We start from the raw sequence: 12,374 nt of genomic DNA on the forward strand, positions 1-12,374 counted from the left end.
CTCAACGCTTTAAAGCGTTGAGGGTCAGGCACCTATCAAATTAATTCATCACCCATTTATCCTTCATAAACATTACTCTTGCTATAATAAAGGCAACCACGATACATAAAAGGTTGCTTCCCATCATGATACCAAGGTGCTCGTAGTTGATGATGCCAAAGCTTAGCTCCTTTAGGATCGTGAATACGTTCATGATCGGGATGGCAAAGTGGTGGAAATCGAGCTCGTTGATTCCGATTCCTGAAATCATCATCAATGGGAACATGCCTATCATCATGATTGGGGTACTGTAGCTCTGTGCTTCCTTTACGGTTTTCCCTATGATGCTTGTAACCATAAGCAAGGTAGCGACAAACATGGCATAGATGATCGATACGAGTATTGCAAAGCCGATTACAAGGTACACGTTGTCCCCGAGTGAAACCGCGCTTTTTAGGTTTTCTGTCAGGAAGTTGATTTCCAACGCTACTACAATCAGCGTGACGATTCCTGTGAGCGACCCGATCGAAACGATCGTCAACCACTTTGCTACAAGCAGGGTCATGCGGTTTACCGGAGTCATCAGTAAAGCTTCCATCGTTTTCTTTTCTTTTTCCCCTGCGAACAGGTCGGATGCCGCCGGACCTGCGCCGATCCCGATCGCAAGGCCCAAAATCAATGGAACCAACAATGCGACCAGGTTGATGTTCGGATTATCTTCGGTGATTTCCTTCTGCTCAAGCATAAATGGCTGAACCAATTCCTGTGCGGTCCCTTGCGCCTCGAGACGCTCTGCGATGACCGTCTTTTCATAAACTGCCAGTGCGCTAGTTACCATATTCATCAGGTTGGAGGAGTTTTGGCTAAAAGAGTTGCCAAGTAGAGTTACCGTTGCCTCCTCCCCGTTTTTCACACTTTCCAAAAAGCCATCATTCAAAATAAGTGCGGCCTGTGCTTCCCCTTCCTCAACCTCTGATTCCGGATCTGTGCCCTTTACAAATTCAATATTTTCATAGGCAGCAAAAATGCTCTCTTCTTCTGTGGAGAAACTAGTATCCACTGCAAGCTTATAGACTTCGCCTTCCCCGTCAGACACGATGCTTTCATAGAAGAACACCAATCCTGACATCATCACTATCGGTAACAATACCGTCAACAGGAGGGTCCTTCTGTCGCGGAAGGAGTCTTTCATTTCTTTCAGGTAGATTTTACGAAGCATAATAATCGTTCCCCCTTACGAGTTTGCTCATGAAAATATAGTTAAGATCGCGGCTGCCCTCGGATTTATAGAGCTGCTCTAGATTACCGTGGTGGACGAGCTCGCCCTTGTGGATCATGGCGACTGTGTCACACAGCATCGACACTTCCTCCATGATGTGGCTGGAGAAAATGATCGTTTTTCCTTCGCGCTTCAACTGATGGACTAGCTGGCGGAATACGTTTGAAGATGTAATATCAAGTCCCGTGGTCGGCTCATCGAACAGGATGATCTCCGGGTTATGGATGAGCGTTCTTGCGATGGCCACTTTCTGGCGCATCCCTTTAGAGAAGCCGCCAACTTTGCGATTCAGATAATCCTTCATGCCGAACATTTTTGCCAGATCATCGATGCGCACCTTCGTTTCGTGCTTGCTAAGCCCGTATAGCGCTGCAAAATATTCGAGGTTTTCGCGAGCGGTCAAGCGGTCATATAGGCCCGTCTCCCCACCGAACAGCACGCCGATCTTTCTTTTGATTTCGTCCGGATTTTTCACGGTATCATACCCACCGACACTGACGCTTCCTTCAGTCGGAGTCAACAATGTGGCAATCGTCCTCAGCAGAGTCGTCTTCCCAGCTCCATTTTCACCAAGCAGCCCGACGATCTGGCCCTTTTTCACAGAAAAGCTGACATGCTTCAATGCCGTTACAAACACTTTTTTATCCTGAAACTTTTTCGTCACTTCATTAATTTCAATCATGCCCTGACGCCCCCTCGTTATCTCTTGCTTTCATCTTAAAATAAATGAATCCCGGAATCTCTAGTTATGTCGCGAATATTCCATTTAATGTCGCGAAAATGTCCATTCAACCCTTTTACATGGTAAAATAAAGATAAAAATGGAAAACAACAGGAGAGGGAAATGGCAATGAGGGTTGGGCTTGTCGATGATAGATACATAGATTTGGATAAACTGAATGGCATTGTGTCGGGGATGCCGAACCTGGAAATTGTCTTTTCCACTCAAAGCGCAGAAGAGGCCTATGAGCATATCAAAAAGGAGTCGGTCGACCTGTTGATAGCCGACATAGAGATGCCGAACCTCTCAGGCTATGAGCTGGCGGACATCATCCACTCCCATGCCCTGAACATCTCCGTCATTTTCGTGACAGGAAGCAGCGGCTATGCGGTCCATGCCTTTGAACTGAACGTGCACGACTATATTATGAAGCCCTACCCGAAGGACCGTCTGATCAAGTCCATCGAAGGGCTTATCGAAAAGAGCAAATCCGCGGAAATTGCCGGAAGACTTTATATTAAACAAAAGAACGACATACATATCATCCAGAAAAAGGACATCGTATTTATCGAGCGGTCCGGACGCTCTACGACGATCTACACAAAAACAGGACCGGTCAAAACCTACCAGACCTTGAACGAACTCGAAGGCGAACTGAGAGAGCGCGATTTCCTCCGCTCCCACCGGTCCTTCATCATCAACATCCACCATGTGAAAAACTTCTCGCTCTATGCAAAGAGTTCCTATATCGTGACCTTCGAGGGCATGGGGGAGCAGGCGATGATCACAAAGGACAAGGTCGAGTTCCTGCAGCAGCATTATTTTTGATTAGGAGGCAGTATCTTGAAAGCTTCACATCTATATTGGGTCCTCCTTGCAGCCATTGGCACCATCCATCTGAACTTTTTCTTGAAAAATCTATCATGGGATGTGCCGATCTATCTAGTGAGTTTACCTGTCATCGTTATGGTGTATTATTTATATAAAAAAACAATCTTTGATATCAAAAGCATCGGACTTCGCTGGAACCTGATCCTGCTTGCCCTGCAGCTTTTGCTTGTGAGCCTTTATTTTGCGGTTGAGCCATCCTCGGCCTGGGCCAGCTTTGTCCCCTTGCTCATTTTTATGGGCCTTGAGGCAATCCGCATCAATGGATCCCGCAAGATTTTCGATTTGACGCGGAGCGTGCTGGAGTACGAAGAACAGCAGGAGCAAATCAACGAAACTTTCCGGGTCGTCCGCGGGGAGCGACACGATTTTCTGAAGCACGTATCCGCAGTCCACTTTATGCTCGAAAATGGCAACGAGAAAGAGGCCAAGCACTACCTGGATAAACTTGTGGATGGTTATGAAGAAACCAACCTCTCGATAAAAGGGGAGCGCGGTGTGGTGGCAGGCGTCCTGCATCAGATGTACCGCCGTGCACAGCAGAGTGGCATTTCCGTCGTCTACGACCTGGACCTTCCACTCTCGACTCTGCCAATTTCCGATTCCAACATGGTCACCCTTATCGGCAATCTTTTGTCCAACAGCATCGATGCCTGTGAGGAGTGGCAGAAACATCACAGGGAGCAGGCTGTATTGACCATGCAATTTTACAAAAGAAGCGGGCTCTATCTGCTTGTCTGCAAAAACAACAGCCTTCCGATACCTACACCCGTCCTGGACGAGCTTTACCATTCCTACGGCCATACGACCAAAGGCAAGGGACATGAAGGGCTTGGCACCAAAATGGTCATGGACATCGTCGAAGCACATCAAGGCTTTCTCGACTTTGTGTACCGGGACGAAGAGTTCACTGTAAAAATAAAGATACCTGCGATCCGATAAACTCTTCAGGAGGGACCAAACATGAACCTACAACAGAAAATAAAATCCCTCCCGTCCACCCCAGGTGTCTATCTGATGAAGGACTCATACGGCACCATCCTCTATGTCGGGAAATCAAAAGAACTGAAAAAGCGGGTCCAGTCCTATTTCCGCCCTTCCACCGTCCATGCCCCTAAAATCAAGCGGCTCGTGACCCATGTCAGCGACCTGGACCATATCGTGACAGACACGGAGTTCGAGGCGTTTTTACTGGAGTGGCAGCTGATCCAGGAATACAAGCCGCACTATAATCGGAAAATGAAAAGCCCTCAAGGCTTCATCTACCTCACGATCCCGAAGAACAGGGAGTATCGCAGCCTGAAAATAACGACCCAACCGCTGAACAGCGAAAAGTTCCACTGCTTCGGACCTTATACAAGCCGGAAGTCCGTGGTCCGTGCCATTGAAGGCTTCAAGAGCATCTTCCGATTCCAGTGCAGCCATCCTAACAACAAGAAATCCCGCTGCCTTAACTATTCCCTTGGACTTTGCAATGGAATATGTCTTGGCGGTTCTGCTTTAGAAGCGTATGATCAGATGTTGGATTTGCTGATCGCCCACTTGGAGCAACAGGACAACGGGTTAATGAAACTCGTGAATAGCAGGATGGAAGAAGCCGCTGAAAAGCTGGAATTTGAAGAGGCTGCAAGGTACCGCAATTACCGCAACATTCTGAACTCCCTTTTCTATAAGGAAGAAGTGATTCACTTTACAGAAGAGAACCATAAGCTTGCGATTGTGGAAGAGATCGATGAGGAAACGGGGAAAGTATTTTTCATACAGCGGACTGAAGTGGTCCTTGTGGAGAAATTCGCATTCGGTGATGGAATGGAAGGTCTTAAAGTAAAAATTTTAGAACACCTCTCTACGCGAGCAACAGAAGCACCATTTCAAGGAGTCACAAAGTTCGAGATCGACAAGGCGCAGATCATCTATAGCTATCTTAATAGCGGGAATTGCCGGTATGTGATTATAGACGATTCATGGCTGGATGAGGAAAATGAACGGATGCTTTTGGAACAGCTTAATGGATTATTGCCGGAAAAGAATGCCTGAGTGGGCATTCTTTTTTATATATATACTTTTGAAATTGCGAGCTATTGACCATACTGCAAATGCACAAGGTTTCAATATTATTTAAACTCACCTACGACTCACGCTCCACTTTACATCCCAAAACAATCTTCAAGGAGGTTAACCATGCCCGACCATGAAATACTACAGGCCATATTACACGAGGTAAAAGAACAGCGTAGGGAAATTCGAGAGATGCTTCAAGAGCATAATAGACCCTCGGAAAAGACGGTTCCAAGTAATGATGCAATAGAATCGTTACGGATAGACGTTGATTACCTAATAAAGAACCAAGCGAAGCAAGAACTTATCTTGAATAGACTTTACAAGATGAGTATGGAATTACCTTTACAAAAAGAGGGATAGAAACCGGACCAATGGCGGTTTCTATCCCTCATTCAATACACCATCCCATAAACCAAAAACCGCTCGTTCACATTCCCCTCATACCCCCTCAACCTGACCTCCTGCTTCCATTCAAACAAGGAATGGTTCTCGAGGTAGTACACATAGTCCTCAGATGGGTAATAGAGAATCAACTCTATGTTTCGGTAATGCTGTTCAACCGACTCGAGGATATTGTCCACCACCCTGCGGAAAATCTCGACGGTGAATGGGTTGAAAAAGTAGAAGCGGTTATCACTTTGACGGACCTTGTATTCCTCAGCTAAGCAGTTTTGGAACTCGATGACACTGCTATTTGCTTGCTTACGGTTCTTCAAATAGGACTCCCTATTTTCCAATGCCTTCTGATAAAATCCCTCGTTCATCTCGACCCCTACCACATCCACGCCAAAACGGTCATGCAAAAAGAAATTCAATCTTCCCTTTCCACAGCCATAATCCACCACCCGGTCGCCCGGTTTCAATTCATACTGCCCGAACAACTCCAAAAGATCACGATAAGGAGTCGGCTCATATCTGTGATACATCATGGATCTATGCAGCCCCATCAGTTCTTCTGTTGTGTGAATATGAAGCAAACGATCATAATCCTCATTTTCCATGATGGCCTCCTTAGAGCTTATGAGATTTCCAGTGCCTTCTCTTTTTTCAGCGCAATGCAGGCCGTTTTTTCCAGTTCCTCGAGCAAATCATGGATCGCGACCAGCTCATAGAAAATAACGGTTTCTGTCGTCAGATGATGATAATCGGTTTCTGAGGGAGATAAAGCTTTCTCGGAAAATTCCTCAAATAGCCTGTCTATCAAACGCTGATGGGCTTCACTTACTGTATGTCTTTCATCCTTCAGGATCTCATTCATCGATCGGACGGTTGCAAGAATGATGGCCCCTTTTTCCGGGTCTGCAATCCGTTTATGGCTGGGAATGAACATCAGGTTGCCGACATGATAGGTTAGCTGGGTCAGGATTTTCAGTTTTTTATTTTCATAGTAGAAAAGGCGCAGGTCCTTTCTTTTGAATCGATGATACTTCAGCTCTTCCCTCTGATAGCGACAGAGATCCTCTATACGCTCAACATCCCTCACTATTTTGTGGAGGGTCTGCCTTGCCTGCTTCGGTTTGGCATCATGCTTTCCTTTTACGAGCTCGGCACCGCTCGTTTCCATCAGTTCGCCGGTTTCCTTCAATAGTATTTTGATTTTCTCGGAGATGGCCGGTGTGTAATTCGGCTTCAACACCAACAGATTGACGAGGGTCGAAACTGTCAGGCCCGTAAAGGTCGTTCCCAATCTTATCAGAAAGGAGGAAAGATAATGGTCGTGCACGGTTGTAATCATCGCGACCCCGGTCAAGGTTGCGACAAGGATTCCTGCATCAAGGCGCAGCTTGTGGCAGGTGATGATGGTCGCAAGGGCAACCAATGTATATGTCAACGGATTGTCCCCAAAGCTCATATAGAAAAGAATCGCGTACAGTGCACCTATACCGGATGCCGGAAAACGGACAATAGCCTTTTTGATTGAATCAGCGGCGCTCGGTTCAATCGTGACGATCGCTGCGATAACTGCGAACATTGCCGGCCATTCGAGTGCCTCACAAATCAGAGCGGTTATAAAAACGGCAATCCCGGTCTTGATTATCCTTCCTCCGACAAAATGCTTCATTTTATGTAAATACCCCATGTAATTTCAGTCCTTCAGCTTGCATAATCTCCCTCTATTATAACGTAGTATTCCATGATAAAAGGAAGAAAATTGCCAAGCATCATTTCTGGACGATATTCTCTATGTAAAATGAACCATCCATCAACCTTCTTTGCTATAATTTTTGTATACATTGGAATGAACGGGGAGATGGTAGATTTGTTGTTTAAGAAGAAAGCAACCATGGGTGAGGTTAATGGCGTCTCTTATTTGAATGGAGAAATCTCCTTGAAGGGTGTTTCTTTAAATGTGCACAGCTATTTGATTGATGGCGCCTTAATTGATACCGGGGCACATTCGCTACATAAATTTTTTGAACCATTCCTTGATGAAGCGGATTATGATCAGGTCCTGCTCACTCATTATCATGAAGACCATACTGGCTGTGCCGCATATGTCCAAAAAACGAAGAATGTGCCAATCTATCTTAATGAATCATCCATCGCCTCCTGCACAAGGCGGGCAGATTATCCACTCTATCGGCAGCTGTTCTGGGGAAGGCGCCGACCGTTCCAAGCCCAACCTGTCTCAGAGAGATTTCAATCCAGAACTGCCACTTGGGATGCCATCGACACCCCAGGTCATGCCTATGACCACAAAGCCTTCCTAAACAGGGAGACAGGCCAGCTGTTCACCGGCGATTTGTTTGTAAGCGCGCGCACCAAGCTGGCATTGGCAGATGAAAGCATTCCTGAAATCATCCAGTCATTAGAACGGGTATTGTCCTATGATTTCCGCGAAGTATTTTGCAGTCATGCCGGATATCTGGAAGACGGCCGCAAAGCGCTTGAGCGAAAACGCGACTATTTACTTTCCGTGCAATCGGAAGTATTGTCCCTTCATAAAGAGGGCTATTCAGCTGAAGAAATTCGTCGCAAGCTGTTTCCGCGGTCTTTCCCAATCGTAAAATTTTCGCGTGGGGAATGGGATTCGATCCATATTGTCACATCAATACTAAGGGATAATGGCTCGCTTATTTAACGAAGCCAACAAATTTTTGTCGAATTCTATCAGTTATCAAGCCTCGAAAATACAGATATAATTAATTCTGGATTAAATTTCTATTTTCGGAGGCATAATGAATCATTCTAACGGCAGTTTACCACGACAAATTCATTTGGATTGGATTCGCGTATTGGCTACGCTATTTGTCTTTCTGTTCCACTGCGCCATGTTTTTCAACCCTTTTCCCTGGCATGTGAAAAATAACGAATTGGATTCAACTTGGATTTTAGCACTTTCTTTGATGGTCGGGACCTGGCTGATGCCAATCTTTTTCGCCATATCGGGAATCAGCGTATTTTACGCGTTGCAAAAGAGAAGCCAAAAGGCATTCCTGAAAGAAAGGATGATACGGATCGGAGTACCGTTGCTGGTCGGGATTTTTCTGTTGGCACCTCCGCAGGTATATGTCGAACGCCTTACACATGGACAGTTCGAGGGGCCATTCCTATCCTTTCTCCCCTCCTACTTCGATGGCTGGTATTTGGAGATCGGCGGATCCGGGAACTTCGCTTTTGTAGGGCTCCATTTATGGTATCTCTTCGTGCTATTGATTTTTTCCCTCTTCATGTTGCCTTTATTTTTAAAGGTAAAACGAAGTATTAAAAGTGGATTCCTCTCGCTGTTTTTATTGCCGATGCCGCTCATCATGGTGGCGGCCTTTATTAAAACAATCGGACTTGGCGGCTGGGACCTGATTTTCTATCTTGTTGTATTTCTCTATGGATTTTACTATTTCAGGGAGGATTCCCTTTATCCAGTCTTGAAAAAAGCGATCCCTGTCATTTTGCCAACAGCCATCCTTACCACCCTCGTGTATGTTTATTGGATCATGAGGCTTGGAATGCCGACAGAGGGACTCGGTAAACAACTCCTGTTTTCGGGGATACATGCAGGAAGCTGCTGGGCATGGATATTGCTTATCTTCCATTGGAGCAAGCAACATCTATCCTTTTCCAACGGTTTGCTGAGCTATGGTGGTGAAGCATCGATGCCTTTTTATGTCATGCATCAGCCAGTCATCATCCTTGTCGCATACTTCCTTCGTGACCTGCCCTGGTCCATTCCGGTTAAATTGTGCTTCCTTGTTCTTGTTTCATTTTTCATCATTATGGCACTCTATCATTTTGCCATCAGAAAAATTGACCTATTACGGGTTGGTTTCGGAATGAAAAGAAAGAAAAAGAAGTCTTTGACTGCAAACACCGCTAGCATGTAAAAAAGAGAGGGTGCCGGTGCCCCCTCTCTTTTTCATTTACATTTCTACATATTGCTTTTCCAAGAAAGCATAAAGCTGTCGCACGGCGTCTTCTATATTCTCCGCTTGGATCGTCACCTTCCTGCAAAGCTCATATTCTTTCTCGCTGTGTAGATATCTCGGATCATAATAGTGTTCGAGCAAAAGCTGTATGGCCAGGGCATAGTCTTTATTATCCAGCAGCTCCTGAATTTCCGCGGCGACCGGCGTATGGAGGCGCCTTTTTATTTTTTCAAAAGCCTCGATGCATGCTTGGTGATGCTCTGCTGGCTTATATTCATTCAGGATATTCTGCACACGGACCTCCAGTGGAAGCTCGATGAAAATGTGAGTCGATTCCCTCTTTTTATTCATGATAGATTCGGGCAACAGGATTTTTCCCATCCGCTTGCTCTCGGCCTCAAAAACAAGATAAGATGCCTCCTGCAGATTCAACATTTCATGAACAAGCGCCGCTTCAAACATCTTCTGATTGGTAGGTTGCAGTCCGATCTGCCCAAAAATCGATCCCCGATGACCGGCCAATCCCTCCAGGTCAAGGGTAGGGATACGACTTTCTTTAAGCTTTCTAAGTATCGCCGTTTTCCCCGATCCTGTCCCGCCATTCAAAATAAAGCTATCGGGCCGGATTTCCAACCTTTCAAGCTGTTCAATCACCCAGCGGCGATGCGCCTTGACACCGCCCTGAAGACGTCTTGCCCTGATGCCCATCAATTCAAGTAGCGTCACAGTTGTCTTGCTGCGCATCCCCCCACGCCAGCAGAACACGATGATCGGTGCACCCAACTTCTGAAACGAACGGATAAATCCGGGGAGCTTTGCGGACACGATTTCCAAAGCCCGGTCCTTTGCCTCTTCCACGCTCACCTGCTTGTAAAGCGTCCCTACCTCCGCCCGCTCCTCATTATCGAAAATCGGTATATTGATGCTGCCCGGAATGGTCATTTCCGCAAACTCGGCAGGTGATCGGACATCCACAAGGACGGCCTGTGACCCCTGCACGACCTCGAGCATTTCTTTCACCTTTACTTCTTGCGCCATCTTCATCTACCTCTCCATCAGTCAGAAAAATCAGATACTATCATTTTAGCCGAATCCTTAGCAGGTTAACAGTATGGAGGGTGCAAAATGACATGACGTTGGTAAAAATTCTGTCAGGTTTGGTATTTTACCATTGGCATAGTCTATTCTACTTCGTACACACGGCCTAAATGTGCGTTATGCACAAAAATTTGGATTTACGCTCAATTTCGGGTTCGTTGCGCTCAAAAATTTGTATTTGCGGTGAATTATTTTGTTTTATGCACAAAAACAGGGCACTTATGCACAATTCGCACAGTTCGACTCATATCGACAAAATTCGAAAATCACAACAAACATGTCACCTTACTACCATTCCCCCGACCCGCTACATAAAAAAAGAAGCAGCCCCCTAAAGAGCTACTCCCATTTACATCAATTCCCGGCAAGCTTCGCCTTCACCGGATCGCCTAAAGCTTCCTTTTCCTTTTCCTCTTCCACTGCCATCGGATCCTCCGCCTGCTTTGCCCTCTTGATGAAGAAGGAAAGAACAAGCGCCACTGCGGCGATAAAGACGGACACGAGGAATGCGAAGTTGATCCCTTCGAGTGTCGATTGCAGCATGATTTGCTGCTGCATGGCACCGAGCGCTTCGGCAGTTGGATCTGCTCCAAGCTTAGGCAGTTCTTTTGCTGCCAATTCCTGACCATAGCTTTCGGCACGCGTGGACATGAGCGTTACCAAAAATGCCGTACCGATTGCACCTGACACCTGCTGCAAGGTGCTGTTCATCGCTGTTCCATGTGGATAGAACCGTTTTGGCAGCTGGTTCAATCCATTCGTGGAAACAGGCATGAAAACCATGGACATCCCAAACATCCTTACTGTATAAAGGATGACCAGCTGTGTATAGGAGGTTTCCAGTGTCAATTGGCTGAAGAAATAGCTTGTTACGACCGTAATCGTCAGTCCTGTAATCGCGAGTACTTTACCGCCGTATTTATCAAACAGTTTACCTGTGATCGGTGACATGAGCGCCATGACAATCGCCCCCGGGAGCATCATAAGGCCTGCATCTAGCGGGGAGATGCCTCGCAAAGTCTGTACATAGATCGGGAGGAGGATCATCCCGGAAAACATCGCCATCGTGATGACCATAGAGATGGCCGATGACAAGGCGAACATCGGATACTGATAGATCCGGAAGTTCAGCATCGGTTTTTCCTGGCGGAGCATACGGAGGATGAACCATGTCAGGGCAACCACCCCGACAATGATCGTTCCGTAGACAAGCGGACTGTCCCACCCTTTGGAACCGGCGGAACTGAAGCCATAAAGAAGACCCCCGAATCCTAAGCTTGATAATATAACTGAGAACATATCGAGACGTATATTCGGTCTCACTTTTTTATCCTTCAATAGGAAAATACCTAACAGAAGGATGACCGCCGCGATCGGCGTGACAAAATGGAACAGCATTCTCCAATCATAGTGTTCGATGAGCCAGCCTGATAAAGTGGGACCGATTGCCGGGGCACCCATCATGATCAGACCGAATACACCCATTGCAGCTCCCCTTTTTTCAACCGGAAAGCTGACGAGCATCACATTCATCAATAGTGGCATCAAAATGGCAGAGCCTGATGCCTGCAGCATGCGTCCTGTTAGAAGCATCGGAAAGACATGGGCAAAGCCGGCAAGGACGGTTCCGATTGTGAACAAGCCCATTGCGGCGATGAACAAATGTCTGACGGAATATTTCTGGATGAGAAATGCCGTAGTCGGAATCAAGATCCCGTTCACGAGCATGAACCCTGTCGTGAGCCATTGTACGGTCGAAGGACCCACCTCAAGCTCTGTCATAATGGACGGCAGGGCGATGTTCAGTAAAGTATTATTTAAAAAAGCAATAAAAGCGCCAATCATCAGGATAGCCAGTATCCCATATGGCGGTCGCTGTGCTGATTCAGTTTGTTGTTGCATGTTGTTTCGCTTCCTCTCTCCTTATACTATCAGTTCATTATTTTATACTGCAGTTTCATAATGTACATCTTATACCATCAGT

11 protein-coding genes are annotated in these 12,374 nt (G+C 46.3%); 5 read left to right on the top strand and 6 right to left on the bottom strand.

Annotated features, from left to right (window positions below; genetic code table 11):
- Window positions 1–40: 40 nt before the first annotated feature.
- Complete coding sequence (locus JOC95_RS08550) at window positions 41–1,198, bottom strand: ABC transporter permease (protein WP_204415168.1); 1,158 nt, start codon at window positions 1,196–1,198, stop codon at window positions 41–43.
- Window positions 1,188–1,940, bottom strand: coding sequence for an ABC transporter ATP-binding protein (locus tag JOC95_RS08555; protein ID WP_204415170.1), 753 nt, complete (start codon window positions 1,938–1,940; stop codon window positions 1,188–1,190). The genes JOC95_RS08550 and JOC95_RS08555 overlap by 11 nt, the downstream gene beginning before the upstream one ends.
- A gap of 168 nt (window positions 1,941–2,108) precedes the next feature.
- Here JOC95_RS08555 and JOC95_RS08560 point away from each other — a divergent pair, with 168 nt between their 5' ends.
- Genes JOC95_RS08560 through JOC95_RS08570 form a run of 3 tightly spaced genes read left to right on the top strand, consistent with a single transcriptional unit; the run spans window position 2,109 to window position 4,904 of the window.
- Window positions 2,109–2,807, top strand: coding sequence for a LytR/AlgR family response regulator transcription factor (locus tag JOC95_RS08560; RefSeq protein WP_204415538.1), 699 nt, complete (start codon window positions 2,109–2,111; stop codon window positions 2,805–2,807).
- A 15-nt stretch (window positions 2,808–2,822) separates the two neighbouring features.
- Window positions 2,823–3,809, top strand: coding sequence for a sensor histidine kinase (locus tag JOC95_RS08565; RefSeq protein WP_239582782.1), 987 nt, complete (start codon window positions 2,823–2,825; stop codon window positions 3,807–3,809).
- A gap of 21 nt (window positions 3,810–3,830) precedes the next feature.
- The gene (locus JOC95_RS08570) at window positions 3,831–4,904 is read left to right on the top strand and encodes a GIY-YIG nuclease family protein (protein WP_204415172.1); all 1,074 of its coding nucleotides are present in this window, start codon (window positions 3,831–3,833) and stop codon (window positions 4,902–4,904) included.
- 416 nt (window positions 4,905–5,320) lie between these two features.
- Here JOC95_RS08570 and JOC95_RS08575 read toward each other — a convergent pair whose 3' ends face one another.
- Together JOC95_RS08575 and JOC95_RS08580 are read right to left on the bottom strand one after the other, a co-directional pair.
- The gene (locus JOC95_RS08575; RefSeq protein ID WP_204415174.1) at window positions 5,321–5,929 is read right to left on the bottom strand and encodes a methyltransferase domain-containing protein; all 609 of its coding nucleotides are present in this window, start codon (window positions 5,927–5,929) and stop codon (window positions 5,321–5,323) included.
- Window positions 5,930–5,946: 17 nt separating this feature from the next.
- Complete coding sequence (locus tag JOC95_RS08580) at window positions 5,947–6,990, bottom strand: aromatic acid exporter family protein (RefSeq protein ID WP_239582783.1); 1,044 nt, start codon at window positions 6,988–6,990, stop codon at window positions 5,947–5,949.
- 198 nt (window positions 6,991–7,188) lie between these two features.
- Between JOC95_RS08580 and JOC95_RS08585 the strand changes: the two genes are divergently transcribed.
- Together JOC95_RS08585 and JOC95_RS08590 are read left to right on the top strand one after the other, a co-directional pair.
- Window positions 7,189–8,010, top strand: coding sequence for an MBL fold metallo-hydrolase (locus JOC95_RS08585; RefSeq protein WP_239582784.1), 822 nt, complete (start codon window positions 7,189–7,191; stop codon window positions 8,008–8,010).
- Between the two features lie 97 nt (window positions 8,011–8,107).
- Window positions 8,108–9,250: an acyltransferase family protein gene (locus JOC95_RS08590; RefSeq protein ID WP_204415180.1), complete on the top strand. Its 1,143-nt coding sequence runs from the start codon at window positions 8,108–8,110 to the stop codon at window positions 9,248–9,250.
- A 36-nt stretch (window positions 9,251–9,286) separates the two neighbouring features.
- Here JOC95_RS08590 and mnmH read toward each other — a convergent pair whose 3' ends face one another.
- On the bottom strand, window positions 9,287–10,336 hold the full coding sequence (gene mnmH, locus JOC95_RS08595) for a tRNA 2-selenouridine(34) synthase MnmH (protein ID WP_338083073.1): 1,050 nt from the start codon (window positions 10,334–10,336) through the stop codon (window positions 9,287–9,289).
- Between the two features lie 408 nt (window positions 10,337–10,744).
- A complete protein-coding gene (locus tag JOC95_RS08600) occupies window positions 10,745–12,292 on the bottom strand; it encodes a DHA2 family efflux MFS transporter permease subunit (protein WP_204415182.1) in 1,548 nt (515 codons plus the stop codon).
- Window positions 12,293–12,374: the final 82 nt, after the last annotated feature.

The organism is Sutcliffiella tianshenii, from assembly GCF_016908565.1.
Taxonomy (GTDB): Bacteria; Bacillota; Bacilli; order Bacillales; family Bacillaceae_I; genus Sutcliffiella_A; species Sutcliffiella_A tianshenii.

What these genes read in the sequence shown, in the direction of transcription:
- JOC95_RS08550 (WP_204415168.1), bottom strand. Translation starts at nt 1,198, where the DNA reads ATGCTTCGTAAAATCTACCTGAAAGAAATGAAAGACTCCTTCCGCGAC.
- JOC95_RS08555 (WP_204415170.1), bottom strand. Translation starts at nt 1,940, where the DNA reads ATGATTGAAATTAATGAAGTGACGAAAAAGTTTCAGGATAAAAAAGTG.
- JOC95_RS08560 (WP_204415538.1), top strand. Translation starts at nt 2,109, where the DNA reads ATGAGGGTTGGGCTTGTCGATGATAGATACATAGATTTGGATAAACTG.
- JOC95_RS08570 (WP_204415172.1), top strand. Translation starts at nt 3,831, where the DNA reads ATGAACCTACAACAGAAAATAAAATCCCTCCCGTCCACCCCAGGTGTC.
- JOC95_RS08575 (WP_204415174.1), bottom strand. Translation starts at nt 5,929, where the DNA reads ATGGAAAATGAGGATTATGATCGTTTGCTTCATATTCACACAACAGAA.
- JOC95_RS08580 (WP_239582783.1), bottom strand. Translation starts at nt 6,990, where the DNA reads ATGAAGCATTTTGTCGGAGGAAGGATAATCAAGACCGGGATTGCCGTT.
- JOC95_RS08590 (WP_204415180.1), top strand. Translation starts at nt 8,108, where the DNA reads ATGAATCATTCTAACGGCAGTTTACCACGACAAATTCATTTGGATTGG.
- mnmH (WP_338083073.1), bottom strand. Translation starts at nt 10,336, where the DNA reads ATGAAGATGGCGCAAGAAGTAAAGGTGAAAGAAATGCTCGAGGTCGTG.
- JOC95_RS08600 (WP_204415182.1), bottom strand. Translation starts at nt 12,292, where the DNA reads ATGCAACAACAAACTGAATCAGCACAGCGACCGCCATATGGGATACTG.